Here is a 16,328-nt window from a genome sequence, read left to right on the forward strand (position 1 = left end):
CTCCTGAACTCCTGAACTCCTGACTCCTGACTCCTGACTCCTGACTCCTGACTCCCCTCTTAGCACTCTTTAGCAGCACATGGAGAACAAACAAGCCAACGCTGGAGTTCACCGGGTGGTGTGGGACATTGACATTGTGGACAAAGGGGTAAATTGTGCGATCGCTCTTGCATAGCCCTAGCCCAACCCGCAAATGCACTCTGAGCATCGTCAACAGAGGTTTTAACTTCAGGTTCAGAACCACTCTTAGCACCGAGGTAACTAGGATGTTCTGGTGGTGAAACCGTTGGTGGTTGATTTCCTTTTAATGGCATGAGCTTCCACTCAGCAGTTGAAAACCGAACATCCATCAAAGGTGCAGGTAACTTTTTATTTAACTTTACAAGTATGGCATTGCGCCCAAAAGTCAAATTTTGCGCCCAAGCAGCACTAGAAGTTGCTACCCACAACACATCTCGCTGAATTGACACAGGACGAGTGTGTGCTGCAACCTTAGCACCAACCACTTCTACCCAAAACTTAAGCACGTATTGAAATGGTTGTTCTTGCCATTTGGCTTTCTGTTCCAGAATGCCTAAAATATCATTAACAGATTTGAATGACATCTTTAATCCAAACAAAGCAAAAATTGAGCTTGGTATAGAATTTAATAAAATTCTAATAAAATTTATCCAGCAGTATTAGGTTTGAGGCATCATGGTAATGAGTCAAAATCCCATAATCGATTCTGGCACTCAACCGCCTAACCAGTCTGGCTTAAAGCCAGTACTATCCACAGCACTGGCGAGTTTAGAAGTGCAGCTAGATCAAGAGTTAACTCGATACCGACGCACACGCAGTGGATTTCGTCCGCCAAAACAAGTTGGTGTAGAGACTTACATGAGTAATCAACCCCAACAAAATGGCATGACTGCAACACTGGGAAAAACTCAGTCAGCAGTAGAAGTCAACACTAACCCAATTCCCCAGGAAAGCCCATCCCCAGGGATAGACAAACAGGAAGAAATTGATCATTTCCATCTGTCTTCTAGCCAAGAGTCTAGCAAAACAGAAACTCCAGCAGATCCAAAATCCATCAGCAGCATAGTACCGACAAAGGTTAAAGCTTCTGAAAATCAAGCTCTCCTCCCATCTGAGGATACTTCTAAACAGCCAGATGACTATTTAGAATCTAGTGAAGCACTGCTACGGAGTTTGACTGAAGAACAACCACCAACAAAGAAATCAAGTAATTCTAGTGACAGCTTACTATCACCTTTGGGTATTGGTTCTATGCTGCTGCTGTTATTGGCTAGTCTGACTTTAGGTTATGTGGTATTCAATCCCAAAACTTTACCGCAATTGAATTTAAGTAAATTATTTAACGTTACTTCTTCACCAAATACTGTAAATCCTGAAATAACTGAGAGTAATGCCCCACCGATAGCAGTACCAGAAATTACACCAATACCCAAATATCCTAATTTGGCTGCTCGTGAATTTCCAGAAGTGAAAGATCCCAATGATGTAGTGGGTTTGAAACCTAAAGTCCAACCAACTCCGACAGCAATACCTCAACCTATCGCCGTCCAAACTCCAAAAAATCCAGTAATTCCCCAAACTTCAGTTCCCCCTGTCCCCCCTGTCACCCCTGTCACCCCAACACCTCAGCCTCAGTCAACGGCAACCTCACCAACGCTAAATGAAGAAATCAAACCGTCATCAGATGGGTTCTATTATGTGGTGGTTGATAATCAAGGCAAGGGTGCTTTAACTGCTGCGCGACAAGTAGTTCCTGATGCCTATTTATCCCCTAACCAAAAGTATATTTATCTGGGTGCGTTGAAGACTAAAGAGGAAGTAAAACTCAGGTTGCAACAACTAAAAGCAAAGGGAATTAAAGCTAGTGTACAGAAGTAGGCAGGGGGCAGGGGGCAGGGAGCAGGAGGCAGGGGGCAGGGAGCAGGGAGCAGGAGGCAGGGGGCAGGGGCAGGGGGAAGAAAGATAAATACTTTTCTAGCCAATCCCCAGTCCCCAATCCCCAATCCCCAATCCCCAGTCCTCAATCCCCAGTCCCCAGTCCCCAATCACCAATCACCAATCCCCCTAATGGAGTAGAGTCAAGATGGAAGTGATGAAGCGTATTCTGCGGGTAATTCGTTCTAATCTCAATGATTTGGTGAATGGTGCTGAAGATCCGGAAAAAGTTATGGAGAAAGCTTTTCTGGAGATGCAGGAAAATTTGGTGCAATTGCGGCAAGGGGTTGCTTGTGCGATCGCAACTCAAAAACGCACTGAGCGTCAAGCAGTGGCTGCTAAATCCCAAGCAGAAGAATGGTATCGTCGCGCCCAATTAGCTCTGCAACAAGGTAATGAACCTCTAGCACGAGAAGCTCTCACCAAACGCCAAGCTTACCAAGAAACTTCGACTTCTCTCCTTCAGCAAATAGAGCAGCAACAAGTAGTTGTGGGGAAACTGAAACAGGATATGCGGACACTGGAGTCGAAAATTGTGGAGGTAAAAACCAAAAAAGATATGTATATTGCTCGCGCTCGTTCTGCCCAAGCATCTTATAAACTTCAAGAAATGCTAAGTGGAGTTTCTGCCACAACAAGTTTGAGCGCTTGGGAACGGATGGAAGAAAAAGTCTTGCAGATGGAAGCGCAAACAGAAGTAATTGCTCAACTTAGTAGTGATGATCTGGAAACAAGATTTGCTAAGTTGAAATCTAGTAATAACATTGATGCTGAACTAACAGCGATGAAAACTCAGATGTTAGGTGAGGTAGATAAAAAAACGCAAGCAGATGGGGAGATGGAGAGATGAGGGAGATGTTCCCATCACTACGGATAACGTAGCTTGGCGTAATCCATACTCCTATGACTAAATTGCAAATTAAGTTAATGTAGCTGAATTATAGCTTCATGATTCAGAATGGAGAGAGGATACCAATCCCAACTGAAAAGATTAAATTTAAAATAGGTAGCTATTAAACCATAAAAAAGCTCACTTTCCAACCAAGCGCGTAAACCTCAACAGGAACAACAGACTTATGGGATTATTTGATCGTCTTAAAAGAGTAATTGGTTCTAATGTTAACGATCTGATCAGTAAAGCCGAAGATCCAGAAAAAATGCTAGAACAAGCCATCCTGGAAATGCAGGAAGACTTGGTACAGCTACGTCAGGGAGTGGCTCAAGCGATCGCAGCCCAAAAACGAACCGAGAAACAGTACAATGATGGGCAAAATGAAATCAACAAATGGCAACGTAACGCCCAACTAGCTCTGCAAAAAGGTGACGAAAACCTGGCACGTCAAGCTTTGGAGCGCAAAAAGACCTACACAGAAACTGGTACTGCACTCAAAGCCAGCCTAGATCAGCAAGTTACTCAGGTAGACAGCCTGAAGCGCAATTTAATCCAACTAGAAAGCAAGATTTCTGAAGCTAAAACCAAGAAAGAAATGCTCAAAGCCCGGATTACTACAGCTAAAGCCCAAGAGCAACTGCAAGGTATGGTCAGTGGGATGAATACCAGTAGCGCCATGTCTGCTTTTGAGCGCATGGAAGAAAAGGTAATGATCCAGGAAGCTCGCGCTCAGTCAATGGGAGAGTTGGCAGGTGCAGATTTAGAAAGCCAATTTGCACGGTTAGAATCTGGTAGTGATGTAGATGATGAATTAGCAGCCCTAAAAGCATCATTAGCACCTGCTCCAGAACCAAAACTACTAACGTCAGAACAACCAAGTACCGCATCCCCACAACCAACCAGTACAGCGAAACCTGCTGAACCAGTTGATGCTGAATTGGAAGCCCTACGCAAGCAATTGGATAATCTGTAACGTTTGCAGAAAAATCTTTTGAGAGAATCCTACACCTCTTGGCTGTGGGATTTTCGATCAAATGGGCAGCACGTCTGGAAATAAAAGTTTAATCAACTGTGTCCCTTCAGGTTTACTCCAGTCTTGAGCTAGTTCTGCTATCAATGTATTAGTTGCAATAGTGCGATCGCAAAAAAAGCCATTGCTCTCACCACATCAATTGAGCTACACCTGCATTCTTGATTAGTTCTGACTCCTGACTCCTAGCTCTAACGAAAAGTCTTTTTCCGCAAGCCCTATGTAAGATTACTTACCCTTCTTAATCATAGACTTTTAACTAAAAGTCAGAAATAAATCGATCGCTTTTACTCACCTTGCATTTTTTGATTTTTGGGTCTAAGTCCATAAATCTCTCCGCAGTTCTCTAGGCTTGCTATAAATAGTGGAGTGGGAACAGATTGGGATAAAGTATTCTGTGAGTCAACTTTGATCAATGCCACCTAATGGAGACTTTAATGAGTAAAGGTATAATTACTATCACTGATGCCGACTTTGACAAAGAAGTATTAAAAGCCGAGCAGCCTGTATTAGTTTACTTTTGGGCTTCTTGGTGTGGTCCCTGTCAATTGATGTCGCCAATGATTAATTTAGCTGCTAATACTTACAGCGATCGCTTGAAAATTGTGAAAATGGAAATAGATCCCAACCCTGTCACCGTTAAACAATATCAAGTGGAAGGTGTACCAGCATTAAGGCTAATTAAAGATAGCAAACTCATAGAATCCACCGAAGGAGTAATTACCAAAGATAAATTACTCAGCCTTTTAGAACAGCATTTAAATAATAATTAATCTTTAGTCAGTGGTTGATAGTATTTGACCATTGACCATTGACTATTGACTATTGAGCAATGACCAATGACCAATGACCAATGACTATTGAGCAATGACCAATGACTAATGACTAATGACTAATGACTAATGACTAATGACCAATGACCAATGACCAATGACCAATGACTAAAATGCAATTTGCTAGGCGTTTACAACCTCTACAATCTAATGTATTTGCGGATATGGACAGAGCCAAGGCTGTGGCTGTGGCCGCTGGGAGAGAATTAATTGATTTGTCGCTGGGATCTTCGGATTTGCCGGCGGAAAATCATGTCATTGAAGCGATCGCCAAATCTCTCTATGATCCCAGTACTCACGGTTATTTGCTGTTTCGAGGTACACAAGGTTTTCGTCAAGCGGCAGCACAATGGTATGAACAAAAATTCGGCATTAAAGTTGACCCAGAAACAGAAGTTTTACCTCTGATTGGTTCTCAGGAAGGAACTGCTCATTTACCCTTAGCAATCCTTAATCCTGGCGATTTTGCCTTGTTATTAGACCCTGGCTATCCTTCCCATGTCGGAGGAGTTTATTTAGCTAGTGGGCAAATTTACGCAATGCCATTAAAGGCAGAAAATAATTTTTTACCCGTGTTGACTGATATTCCCGCTTCAGTTTTGGCTCAGTCACGGATGATGGTATTAAGCTATCCCCATAATCCCACCAGTGCGATCGCTCCTTTATCGTTTTTTAAAGAAGCCGTAGCTTTTTGTCAACAACATCATATCGTCCTAGTTCACGATTTCCCCTACGTAGATTTAGTCTTTACAGAAGCCGAAATCCCCAATCCCCAATCCCTCGCTCCCTCAATTTTGCAAGCTGACCCAGAGAAAAGCGTCTCTATTGAGTTTTTTACCCTGTCGAAGTCTTACAATATGGGTGGTTTCCGCATAGGTTATGCGATCGGTAATGCTGAACTAATTCAAGCCTTAAGGCAAGTAAAAGCAGCAGTAGACTTTAATCAATATTTAGGAATTTTAAACGGTGCGATCGCAGCACTCACGGGAAATCAAGATGGTGTTAAAGTTGCCGTTGATACATTCCGTCAACGTCGTGACGCTTTCGTAAATGCCTTACACCGCATTGGTTGGAACGTTCCTACACCCGAAGCAACAATGTACATTTGGGCAAAATTACCTGAACCTTGGAGTAACAATTCCATTGAATTCTGCACCGAGCTAGTTAAACAAACTGGTATAGCTGCTTCCCCTGGTGCAGGTTTTGGCAAAGCTGGAGAAGGCTATGTGCGTTTTGCATTGGTACAAGAGCCAGATGTTTTAGAAACTGCTGTAGAGAGAATTGCAGAGTTTCTGAAATAATTGTCAATTCAGGCTGTTCCAGCTTCTCTAAGTAAATTAACGTAGACAAATACAGTAATAATCTTTATGTTTTTATTGAAAAAATACACTATCTTTATCAAATAAACCGCTAAATTCCTTTAGAGTATATTTGTGTGTTCCACTATTAAGTCGGCAATAGCTAAGTCGGCAATAGCTACTGCTTAATTAGCAAGCCTATTAGACATCTAGTGAAAATAAAATGTACGTTTCCTAGAATCCTTGTAGAGACGTTCCACTGAACGTCTCTGCTTTTATGGATATGTCTATAATTAACTCGGCTCGAAAGCATAGAAATAACTTTAAACTCGACGCTAAAAAAATGAAAAACTCTTTTGGGAAATTGTTAGTTGGTGCATCAATGGCGATTGGTTTGGGTGCTGTAGCAGTTACCCCTGCACAAGCTGGTACTCTCACTGGTGCTACTATTGGTGGCACAGCGGCAAGTGATTATTTAGTCTATGGTGTTTCCGGGAACAACACAGTTCTAATACCTAGCACCTCAGCAAATGCAGCAGCAGTCTTAACTGGCAACGCTGGAAGCCCTACTGGTAACGTTGAGTTACGTGCCAGCACCGAAAAAGGAACCTTTACTGCAACTGATTTCACTAAAAATACAACTCTGTCAGGGCAAATTGGTGGCAAAGAGATTACCCTGAGTAGCTTGACAGCATCGGATTGGTTTGGAGCTACCTTGAATATGTCCTATGGACAAAATAACCTTGCTAATCAGTGGTTCAATAAATTTATCACCAAGGCTGGTTATGGTGGATTTATTGGTACTAACTTCGCAAAGGGAATGTTCAACCAATTTTTAGGATTAAAAGGTTTTCAACGCTCTAGCGACCCTAATATCTCCTATGTTAACCAAGATGATACAACTGGCTTAATTAAAATTGGGTTAGCAGGTCACTACAATTTAAAAGCTGCTTATTCTGCAACAGGTTCACCATTTGCTACATTTGCAAGTTTTCTACCCGCTGGATTTCAAGCCAGTGAAGTTGTCAAATACACCTATGATGGAGTCACTGACTATCTCTACAGTTTTCAAGCTACTGCTTCAGGTTTAAATTCAAACGATAATACTAACTCCCACAATGGTAATTATGAAGTCACCATCCAAGGAGATCCTCAAGCAGTACCCGAACCTTCTGTAATGTTTGGTGTGCTTGGTGTTGCTGGTATTGTAGCTGCACAACGCAAATTTAAAAAAGCGTCTGCTTAAAACTCAGAGGATGTTTGAAAACTTTTTCGTGTGGTATCTAACACTTGTAGATCCCCCTAAATCCCCCTTAAAAAGGGGGACTTTGAGAAATTTTGCCCCCCTTTTTTAAGGGGGTTGGGGTGATCTCGATCAATTCTGATACTTTTCAAACATCCTCTCAGATTTCAATTCAATACCATAAATCTAGAAGGTAGGGGTTGAGGATTGTACTTTACCTCTACTATTTCTATGTATTGCAAACAATTTTTTTATATTCTCAATAGCAGCAGCCAATTTCTCAGAAATATTTCTTAAAATAAAGAAGGGTATATTTGTAAAATTACCTAACTTTAACCGTGACTCTATCTGCTCAAACACTACCACTAGTTAAAAATCCCGAAAGACTGGAAAACCGTCTGGGAGAGATTCCCGCTGAACCGGGAGTTTATTTGATGCGAGATGGAAGCGATCGCATAATCTATATAGGTAAATCTCGAAAATTGCGATCGCGTGTTCGTTCCTATTTCCGGGAATCTACCAACAAGACGGAACGCATCAACACAATGGTTAAGTTGGTGACAGAGATTGAATTTATCGTCACTGACACCGAAGTAGAAGCTTTAGCACTAGAAGCCAATTTAATTAAACAGCACCAGCCATATTTTAATGTCTTACTCAAAGATGATAAAAAATATCCTTATCTCTGCATCACTTGGTCAGAAGAATATCCGCGTATTTTCATTACCCGCAAACGCCAATTAGGGAAAGCCAAAGATAAATATTACGGGCCTTATACAGATTCTGGGTTACTGCGAGAAATAGTCCACCTGTGTAAACGCATATTTCCCCTCAGACAAAGGCCACAACCTTTATTTAAAGACCGTCCTTGTTTAAACTATGATATTGGTCGCTGTCCTGGTGTCTGTCAAAAACTGGTTTCCACCGAAGAATATCGCAAAATAGTCCAAAAGGTAGCGATGGTATTCCAAGGGAGAAGTCAGGAACTAATTGATATTTTGACAGAACAAATGCAAGCTGCGGCTGAAGAATTGAATTTTGAAACAGCAGCAAGAGTTCGTGATCAAATTACTGGTTTAAAAGCTCTGAATGCACAGCAGAAAGTCTCCTTACCAGATGATACCGTGTCGCGGGATGCGATCGCTTTAGCCGCAGATGATCAACACGCCTGTATTCAATTATTCCAAATTCGTGCAGGTCAATTAGTCGGAAGATTAGGGTTTGTAGCGGATGCTCACGCCGAACCTGGAGCTATTTTACAACGAGTTTTAGAAGAACATTACCAAACTGCGGAAAGTGTAGAAATTCCCACAGAAATTTTGGTACAACATGAATTAATTGATGCAGAAATTCTGACTGATGTTTTGACTCAACGCAAAGGTAAAAAAGTGACAATTTTAGCTCCTTTGCGTCAAACTAAGGCAGAATTAATCGAAATGGTGGAACGTAACGCCCAATTTGAGTTACAAAGAATGCAGAAATTGGGAAGTAGTAATCTCCAAGCTACCCAAGATTTAGCTGCAATTCTCGATTTACCCGATTTACCCCAACGTATTGAAGGTTATGATATTTCTCATATTCAAGGTTCTAATGCGGTAGCTTCTCAAGTCGTATTTATTGATGGTTTACCAGCAAAACAATATTATCGTCATTACAAAATTAAAAATCCTGATATTAAGATTGGACATTCTGACGATTTTGCCAGTTTAGCAGAAGTTATTCAAAGACGTTTTAGAAAATATATCGAAAATCCCAAATTAGCAAGATTGGATAATCCTGACTGGCCTGATTTAATTATGATTGATGGTGGTAAAGGTCAGTTATCTGCTGTTGTGACTATTTTAGAAGAAATGAATTTGTTAGCAGATTTACGGGTTGTCAGTTTAGCGAAAAAACGTGAAGAAATCTTTTTACCTGGTTCATCTCAACCTTTAAAAACAGAAGCAGAACAACCAGGGGTACAGTTGTTGAGACGCTTGCGGGATGAAGCACACAGGTTCGCAGTCAGTTTCCATCGTCAGCAAAGAAGTGATAAATTAACGCGATCGCGTTTAGATGAAATTCCCGGTTTAGGACAACATCGTCAGAAGTTGCTTTTAGCTCATTTTCGTTCTGTTGATTATATCCGTCAAGCGACACTCACACAACTCGCTGAAGTATCGGGAATTGGAACTCATTTAGCACAAGAGATTTATGATTATTTTCATCCTAGTTGAGAAATCTAATTTTATCTTGACTTTAATCATCAATCATTAATTTACCTAAAATTTCATTCCATTTATCTTTGTGAATTTTTTGAATTTCAGTATCTGATTCTATTAATTTAGAATAAATATCCATGAAATCAGTTATAGACATGATTAACCTTAAATAATATTTAATTGTGGGTATAATTCCATTAACAATTATTTGACATCCATGTTCTAATGTCACTTCTTTAATAACTTCATTAATTTGAACAGCTTCTGATTGTTTAACTTCTTGCGAAGCAAAGATATAATATCTGCCAGGATTATATTTCAGAATTTTATCTTTAGCACGATAAACAATTTGCAGATTTATTTCTTGTCCATGTTTTATTTCTATAACTTCAACAAGATGATTATTTTCATCAAAAATTTCAATATCTCCAGCAGTCTTAGAAGTTCTATCTGAAGCTGTATGACTGCCTAATTTTCCCAGTGTGTATGAATTATATCTAGAAATTTCTCTCACTAAAATTTGATAAATGGCATAGAAGGCAATCACAGGTAATTTTGAACCTCCTTTAGTTTTATAGTTATAGTTAAAATGCTCTTCTAAAGCATCGACTAAACTTTTTATATCTAACTTTTCAGTATTGGTTAATTTAATAATTTCAACTAAGTTGGTATTCTTGGCTGATTGGATAAATTTTAGTAGTAACTTTAACACATCTTCTGATTGTTCAGGATGGGTTTGCACAAAATCAATAATGTTTAAAAATGCCGTTTTCAGAGACTTAGGACTGATATTGCCATTATAATTTAACGTATAAGGATAAGGTTGTTCAAAAGAACGAGTTAACCAACCACTTTCTGCCATTGCAGGTAAGCCTAACTCTGTTAATGTAGGAGTAATGTACTTTGTATCTATAGTTCTCCCTGAAAAACCACCTGGCATTTCAGCTTGATGATATCTAATATCCTGAAATGGATATAAAATCTTATGTACTAAGAGAGTAATTAGTACTGTTGAAACTGCTTTTCTTGCAAAGCATTTTTTCGCAATTTCAATCACATAATCTTGATACTCTTGCGGAATTTGAATTTGTGTAATATCAAATTCTGGTAATTCATCATAAATTTGCAACAATTTTTCTTTGTGATTCATTTGATTTAGCACTGGTATTGATCATTAAATGTTTGTTTTTAGCTGAAATTTTCCTCTGAAGTTAATTATTTCAGGTTGTATCTTTATATCAGAAAAAACTTGTTCTTTAATTTGATTAGCAAGTTCATACATGACTGGTATAGATACAGAGTTGCCTATTTGTTTATAACATTCTGCTAAATTATTGTGAGTTTTGAAATCATCAGGAAAACCCATAATTTTATAACATTCCCGCAGTGTTAATTTACGAACTGCATTTTCTTCTGGGATATAAATAAAAAATCTACCTGAAGTTTCTTGAGAAGGTATTGTTGGATGAACTCCTTCTATAGAATAAATTCTATTAGGCTGATGATGAACTCTTGATAAATGTTCTGTGTTTGGCCTTACACCTGTTTTCCAGATACTTTTATTACGATATCCTACAAAAATCAAACCAGATGGTTGTTCTTTTGGATGATCTATCATTGTGTATTCTTGGGGATTTAAATATTCAAATTCTCCAGAACTACACAAAAATTCTCTTAGCTTGGGAAATGGATGAGTTTTCTTGAGAAGGCTAAAATCAAATTTTTTGTCTTTTGTGGCAACAAATACTACTCTTTCTCTATTTTGTGGTAAACCAAAATCCTTAGAGTTAAGAATCTCGTAATTAACTATATAACCTATATCTTCTAAAGAATATAGTATTACTTCTAATGTTTTACCTTGATCATGATGTAATATATGTTTAACATTTTCCAGGATAACTACAGGGGGTTTTATATATTCAATGATTTCACATATATGAAAAAATAAAGTTCCTCTAGTATCCTGAAATCCTTTTTTTCTACCACAAATACTAAAAGGTTGACAAGGAAAACCAGCCGTTAAAACATCGAAATAAGGTAAATTTTTAAAATCAATTTTTCTGATATCGTCTGCGGGAATTTCTCCAAAATTATGAAAATAGACTTTTTGGCAAGCTTCATTAATTTCACATGAATATACACAGTCATATCCTGCTTTTTCAAACCCTAATCTAAAACCTCCAATACCTGCGAAGAGATCAGCAAATTTGAGTTTAAATTTTTCCATAAAATAAGTTGTATCTAATACAAATAGACTCAACATTATAGCAAAGTTTAAGACAACATCTTCAAAAATTGAGATCATGTGGTATATTTATCTACTCAGTTTCAGAAGCTACAATAATCATCAACAGCGCTGTATTAATTCCATTTTGGTGAGATACTCACCGGATACCAAATCTTAATTAAATATAAAAATACAAATTTTGTGACTTAAACTACAGTTTTTCTCAGTCTGTAACGGTTGAATACAAAGACAGACTATTTTGAAACAAGAGGAAAAACACGACTGTCTCAAAGATTTATAGCCAGGGATCACTAATAACCTCAGAAGAAATTACAGCAAAAGTAAATTTCTATATCTAAAGTGTGAGGGCAATGAAGTATAAAGGTTAGGATAATGACGAAAGAATATCAAAATTTTTTTCTGTTAAAGTTTGTTAAGAAAAGTTAGCCAATTTTAAGGCTGAAATATTTACTGACTAGAGTTACAGTTTTTGCAAATTTTTCCAAAATTTTATTAAATCCAGGGGTTTTAAAATGCAAGTATTACAAAAAATTCACTGCCCAAATTGCGGCAGTGCCGCTGAACGTCACTACATTGCTGAGAGTCAAATTACACGGACACAATGCCCAAGTTGTGATTATTTGATGATCACCTGCACTCGTACTGGTAAAGTCATTGAGGCTTATGCCCCAGGTATTTACGCAAAAAGGTAAACTATTGGGGACTGGGAACTGGTTAAATAATTTGTAATTACCAATTACCTTTTACTTGTTCTCAATTGTCCACAAGCTGCATCAGCTTCTAAACCACGGGAGTAACGGACACTAACAGCGGTGTTTTGTTGTTGGAGAACGTTAACGAAGGCTTGAATACGATCGCGGTTTGGTCTTTGATAATCTACCTCCTCAATGGGGTTGTAAGGAATCAAATTTACATGACTTTGAAAACCCCGCAGACGTTTTGATAATTCCAAAGCGTGTTCTGGTAAGTCGTTTACTCCAGCGAGGAGGATATATTCAAAGGTAACTCTGCGTCCTGTTATTTCTACGTATTCTCGACATTCATCTAGCAAGTCTTCTATAGGGTAGGATTTAGCACTGGGGATGAGTTGTTCCCGTAATGCTTGGTTAGGTGCGTGGAGACTCACCGCTAGGGTAATTTGAAAAAGGTGTTCGGCTAGTTGACGAATGCGATCGCGGATGCCTACAGTAGAAACGGTAAGCGATCGCGCTCCTATGCCCACATCTTGATTAATGGATTTAATCGCAGAGATGACATTCTCCGTATTCAACAACGGTTCACCCATCCCCATAAACACGACATTACTCACCCGTTGCTGAAAATCTTCTTGTACAGTTAATACTTGATCAACAATTTCCGCACAGCTAAGATTGCGTTTATAGCCGCCTTTCCCCGTAGCGCAGAAATCACAAGCCATCGGACAACCAACTTGAGTAGAAACACATACCGTTAACCGCCTATCACTGGGGATACCCACAGCTTCAACAATTTCCCCATCTGCGAGTTTCAAAAGATATTTTACAGTGTCATCCGGTGCAACAGAACGGTAATGTAGAGATGAGCGGCCAATGGGAACATCTGCAACTTGCTCGCGCCAACTTTTGGGAAACACAGAAATATCAGCGAGCGATCGCACTCCCTTATCATATATCCAATTATGCAATTGCTTTCCCCGATAAGCAGGTTGTCCCTGCTGCTGAACCCAAGCAGTTAACTCCGTTACCGAAGCACCGAGGAGGGGAGAAACAAGTTCAGAGTTTTCAGATTCGGGTAAATCTACCTGAGAGACAAATGGTGTAGAAGACATAAAAAATCATTAATTGATGCGGGATCTCTATCCTACACCCCTCACAATAATTCCTAGTTTGTAGGGGTTGCCGATAGGGTGGCGTAAGCCATAAAAGTTTTTCGTGACGATTAAAGATTCAGGCAAAAGAATTGAGAATCATCTAGAACCTGAAAAAGAGTCAAATTTCTTGATTAACCGAAAGTTGTGCTATTCCAACCCCACATTGAACCTTTAGAATCTGCAAATTCTATGTAAATTCGATTTTTAGGAACACCCAAAACTTGATGAATTTGCTGGCAAAAGTCTTGACTCATAGCTGAGGTTTGTTCAGGCTTCATTGTGCCAACACTCTTAATTTCAATATAGCAAACTGGGTCAGTAGTTCCGGCAAAAGTCATGGGTACTTCCGGTTCAAAGGCAGTCATTACATAAGATTCTGGTTTACCTGTATGTTTAGCCAACTTAGCGGAAAGACCTTTGAGCATTGACTCAATTTCACTTTTCTCTGGGGCAGCTACAGAACTTTGGACTTTAATTAATGGCATAATCAAAAATTTTAACTTGACAATTACTAATACCAAGTCTATGTGAAATTACATCAAAACTCCACACTCAAAACTCCACACTCAAAACTCCATACTCAAAACTCAGCACTCAAAACTCCACACTCAAAACTCCACACTCAAAACTCCACACTCTACACTCAGCACTCTACACTCAGCACTCTACACTCAGCACTCTACACTCAGCACTCCACACTCCACACTCCACACTCCACACTCCACACTCAACACTCAACACTCAACACTCCACACTCCACACTCCACACTCCACACTCCACACTCCACACTCCACACTCAGCACTCAGTACTCAGTACTCAGCACTTTAAAGATGAGATGAACGAAACAAATGATTATGCTCAGGATGGTATAAACGAGAGCGACCTGTTACTGGTAAAAGTGCGGGGCTAATTACATAAAGTGTAGTTCTGAGTAATTGTTCTCTGTGTGTACAAGTTGCCATTTCGTCAAGAGGAACAACCAGGATTTTTTCATCAGGCCAACCAATGCGAAAGCAAATTGCTACTTGGGTTTGTGGTGGGTAATGTTCTAGTAGTTTAGTTTGAGCATCAGCGACATGACGCGCACTCAAATATAAACAAAGACTAGCTTGATGTGCTGCTAAGGTAGCTAATTCCTCTGTCGCGGGGACTTCTGTCCGTCCACTGATGCGGGTGAGGATGATAGTCTGCACTAAACCAGGGACAGTTAATTCTATCTTCAGTTTAGCCGCAGCAGCTTGGAAAGCACTGATACCAGGGATGACTTCAAAAGGGATATTTGCCTCGGCTAAAAGCTGCATTTGCTCGTGGATAGCACTGTAAAGACTAGGATCACCGGAATGAAGACGAACCACAGATTTGTGCGATCGCACTTTCTCAATCATAATCGGCAAAATCTCTTCTAAAGTCTTATTTGCCGTGCGAATAATCTCAGCATCTTGACGACAAATATCTAAAATCTGTTCAGGAATTAAGGAATCAGCAAATAAAATTACATCAGCAGCAGCCAGCAATTTTTGGGCTTTCACCGTTAATAAATCAGGATCTCCAGGCCCTGCACCCACAATATACACCGCTGATTCTAAGGGATGTGGCATCACACTGGCGTAACTCAAATCATTCGTACATTCACTCATACAAACTCACACAAAAATTCAGCAGCAAAAAAAATTTTGGCATTTGCTCAGAGCCTTTCCGGATCAACTCCCTTTGCCTAGTAGAGAGAAATGGTAGATGCACCCTGGTTAAGCCCTAGAGAGAACTCTGGGGCATTTTTTATTTTTAGTCCTTGGTCATTGGATTATTAACCTCTCCCAGTCCCTAATCCCCAGTCCCCATTACCCCATTACCTTTAGAGGGGGAAACAACATCAGGTAAAGGGCGTTTAAGAAAATAAAGCCAGACTAAACCAGCCAAACCAAAGGATATTCCTGTTAAACTAACTATTTGCGCTATTCTCAGCGGACCTAGCATCAAGCTATCTGTGCGTAAGCCTTCAATCCACAAGCGCCCTAAGCTGTAGGCTACCCAGTAAACTAGAAATAAAGTCCCCACCTTTAGCCTTGGCTTGCCAGATAAAGCGCGAAAAAATAAAGTTAGCAGCAGTGCAAATACCATTAAATCCCACAAAGATTCGTAGAGAAACGTGGGATGGAAGTATTCAAAATTAGCCAAGCTAGGGGGACGACGCTCAGGGGGAATATATAACTTCCAGGGTAAATTCGTAGGGTTGCCAAAAGCTTCAGAATTGAAAAAATTTCCCCAACGTCCGATCGCTTGCCCTAAAATCAGCGAAGGCGCTACCAAATCAGTTAATTGCCAAAAAGATATCTTTTTGAGTTTGGCAAAGATTAACGCCGCCGTTACACCGCCGATAATCGCTCCGTGAATGGCAATACCTCCTTGCCAAATCGCAATTATCCGTTCTGGATGCTGGGAATATTCTGACCATTGAAATAAAACGTAATACAGCCTAGCTGCGGGTATAGCTCCAATTACCAGCCAAATTGATAAATCACTGATTAACTCTGGATCAACGTGACGACGTTTTGCCAAATACTGGGAAAGGCTAACGCCAATTAACACGGCTGAGGCGATCAACAAGCCATACCAGCGGATAACTATCGGCCCTAGTTTTAACAGAATCGGTCCTGGAGAAGTAAATTGAAACCCTAAGGGCAAAGCAAAAAAATCCAGTTCCATGCAAAATTACCTAAAAGAGTTGATTGACTACTGCTACGTTCCCGACCCTAAACATCATAAGCTGGGTGGAAAT

Annotated in this window: 15 protein-coding genes; 8 read left to right on the forward strand and 7 right to left on the reverse strand. The window is 39.8% G+C overall.

Going from position 1 to position 16,328, the window contains the following annotated elements; translation table 11 throughout:
- Positions 1-59: 59 nt before the first annotated feature.
- Complete coding sequence (locus VB713_RS01925) at positions 60-605, reverse strand: DUF721 domain-containing protein (RefSeq protein ID WP_323309900.1); 546 nt, start codon at positions 603-605, stop codon at positions 60-62.
- 97 nt (positions 606-702) lie between these two features.
- Between VB713_RS01925 and VB713_RS01930 the strand changes: the two genes are divergently transcribed.
- From VB713_RS01930 to uvrC, 7 genes are all read left to right on the forward strand, one after another.
- On the forward strand, positions 703-1,899 hold the full coding sequence (locus VB713_RS01930; protein ID WP_323309901.1) for a hypothetical protein: 1,197 nt from the start codon (positions 703-705) through the stop codon (positions 1,897-1,899).
- Between the two features lie 205 nt (positions 1,900-2,104).
- Positions 2,105-2,806: a PspA/IM30 family protein gene (locus VB713_RS01935; protein WP_323309902.1), complete on the forward strand. Its 702-nt coding sequence runs from the start codon at positions 2,105-2,107 to the stop codon at positions 2,804-2,806.
- A gap of 226 nt (positions 2,807-3,032) precedes the next feature.
- Entirely contained in the window at positions 3,033-3,821 is a 789-nt protein-coding gene (locus VB713_RS01940; protein ID WP_323309903.1) for a PspA/IM30 family protein, read from the forward strand.
- A gap of 494 nt (positions 3,822-4,315) precedes the next feature.
- Positions 4,316-4,651: a thioredoxin family protein gene (locus tag VB713_RS01945; protein ID WP_323309904.1), complete on the forward strand. Its 336-nt coding sequence runs from the start codon at positions 4,316-4,318 to the stop codon at positions 4,649-4,651.
- Between the two features lie 164 nt (positions 4,652-4,815).
- Positions 4,816-6,012: an LL-diaminopimelate aminotransferase gene (locus VB713_RS01950; RefSeq protein ID WP_323309905.1), complete on the forward strand. Its 1,197-nt coding sequence runs from the start codon at positions 4,816-4,818 to the stop codon at positions 6,010-6,012.
- A 340-nt stretch (positions 6,013-6,352) separates the two neighbouring features.
- Complete coding sequence (locus tag VB713_RS01955; RefSeq protein ID WP_323309906.1) at positions 6,353-7,255, forward strand: NF038130 family PEP-CTERM protein; 903 nt, start codon at positions 6,353-6,355, stop codon at positions 7,253-7,255.
- A 335-nt stretch (positions 7,256-7,590) separates the two neighbouring features.
- Positions 7,591-9,468: an excinuclease ABC subunit UvrC gene (uvrC, locus tag VB713_RS01960; protein ID WP_323309907.1), complete on the forward strand. Its 1,878-nt coding sequence runs from the start codon at positions 7,591-7,593 to the stop codon at positions 9,466-9,468.
- 22 nt (positions 9,469-9,490) lie between these two features.
- Here uvrC and VB713_RS01965 read toward each other — a convergent pair whose 3' ends face one another.
- Positions 9,491-10,603 carry a hypothetical protein gene (locus VB713_RS01965; protein ID WP_323309908.1) on the reverse strand — a complete coding sequence of 371 codons (1,113 nt, stop codon included), beginning with the start codon at positions 10,601-10,603 and terminating at the stop codon, positions 9,491-9,493.
- A gap of 24 nt (positions 10,604-10,627) precedes the next feature.
- Complete coding sequence (locus tag VB713_RS01970; RefSeq protein ID WP_323309909.1) at positions 10,628-11,680, reverse strand: DNA cytosine methyltransferase; 1,053 nt, start codon at positions 11,678-11,680, stop codon at positions 10,628-10,630.
- A gap of 533 nt (positions 11,681-12,213) precedes the next feature.
- Here VB713_RS01970 and VB713_RS01975 point away from each other — a divergent pair.
- Positions 12,214-12,393 carry a replication restart DNA helicase PriA gene (locus tag VB713_RS01975; protein WP_323309910.1) on the forward strand — a complete coding sequence of 60 codons (180 nt, stop codon included), beginning with the start codon at positions 12,214-12,216 and terminating at the stop codon, positions 12,391-12,393.
- Between the two features lie 44 nt (positions 12,394-12,437).
- Here VB713_RS01975 and rlmN read toward each other — a convergent pair whose 3' ends face one another.
- The 4 genes from rlmN to lgt all read right to left on the reverse strand — a co-directional run bounded on the left by rlmN (position 12,438) and on the right by lgt (position 16,255).
- A complete protein-coding gene (gene rlmN / locus VB713_RS01980) occupies positions 12,438-13,508 on the reverse strand; it encodes a 23S rRNA (adenine(2503)-C(2))-methyltransferase RlmN (protein ID WP_323309911.1) in 1,071 nt (356 codons plus the stop codon).
- A 173-nt stretch (positions 13,509-13,681) separates the two neighbouring features.
- On the reverse strand, positions 13,682-14,035 hold the full coding sequence (locus tag VB713_RS01985; protein ID WP_323309912.1) for a phenylpyruvate tautomerase MIF-related protein: 354 nt from the start codon (positions 14,033-14,035) through the stop codon (positions 13,682-13,684).
- 341 nt (positions 14,036-14,376) lie between these two features.
- A complete protein-coding gene (gene cobM / locus VB713_RS01990) occupies positions 14,377-15,189 on the reverse strand; it encodes a precorrin-4 C(11)-methyltransferase (RefSeq protein ID WP_323309913.1) in 813 nt (270 codons plus the stop codon).
- A 184-nt stretch (positions 15,190-15,373) separates the two neighbouring features.
- A complete protein-coding gene (lgt, locus tag VB713_RS01995; protein WP_323309914.1) occupies positions 15,374-16,255 on the reverse strand; it encodes a prolipoprotein diacylglyceryl transferase in 882 nt (293 codons plus the stop codon).
- Positions 16,256-16,328: the final 73 nt, after the last annotated feature.

The organism is Anabaena cylindrica UHCC 0172 (genome assembly GCF_034931625.1).
Classification (GTDB): domain Bacteria; phylum Cyanobacteriota; class Cyanobacteriia; order Cyanobacteriales; family Nostocaceae; genus Anabaena; species Anabaena cylindrica_A.

Bases quoted from the DNA above. Each gene is read 5' to 3' on its own strand.
- VB713_RS01925 (WP_323309900.1), bottom strand. From the start codon at position 605: ATGTCATTCAAATCTGTTAATGATATTTTAGGCATTCTGGAACAGAAA.
- VB713_RS01930 (WP_323309901.1), top strand. From the start codon at position 703: ATGAGTCAAAATCCCATAATCGATTCTGGCACTCAACCGCCTAACCAG.
- VB713_RS01935 (WP_323309902.1), top strand. From the start codon at position 2,105: ATGGAAGTGATGAAGCGTATTCTGCGGGTAATTCGTTCTAATCTCAAT.
- VB713_RS01940 (WP_323309903.1), top strand. From the start codon at position 3,033: ATGGGATTATTTGATCGTCTTAAAAGAGTAATTGGTTCTAATGTTAAC.
- VB713_RS01945 (WP_323309904.1), top strand. From the start codon at position 4,316: ATGAGTAAAGGTATAATTACTATCACTGATGCCGACTTTGACAAAGAA.
- VB713_RS01950 (WP_323309905.1), top strand. From the start codon at position 4,816: ATGACTAAAATGCAATTTGCTAGGCGTTTACAACCTCTACAATCTAAT.
- VB713_RS01955 (WP_323309906.1), top strand. From the start codon at position 6,353: ATGAAAAACTCTTTTGGGAAATTGTTAGTTGGTGCATCAATGGCGATT.
- VB713_RS01965 (WP_323309908.1), bottom strand. From the start codon at position 10,603: ATGAATCACAAAGAAAAATTGTTGCAAATTTATGATGAATTACCAGAA.
- VB713_RS01970 (WP_323309909.1), bottom strand. From the start codon at position 11,680: ATGGAAAAATTTAAACTCAAATTTGCTGATCTCTTCGCAGGTATTGGA.
- VB713_RS01975 (WP_323309910.1), top strand. From the start codon at position 12,214: ATGCAAGTATTACAAAAAATTCACTGCCCAAATTGCGGCAGTGCCGCT.
- rlmN (WP_323309911.1), bottom strand. From the start codon at position 13,508: ATGTCTTCTACACCATTTGTCTCTCAGGTAGATTTACCCGAATCTGAA.
- VB713_RS01985 (WP_323309912.1), bottom strand. From the start codon at position 14,035: ATGCCATTAATTAAAGTCCAAAGTTCTGTAGCTGCCCCAGAGAAAAGT.
- cobM (WP_323309913.1), bottom strand. From the start codon at position 15,189: ATGAGTGAATGTACGAATGATTTGAGTTACGCCAGTGTGATGCCACAT.
- lgt (WP_323309914.1), bottom strand. From the start codon at position 16,255: ATGGAACTGGATTTTTTTGCTTTGCCCTTAGGGTTTCAATTTACTTCT.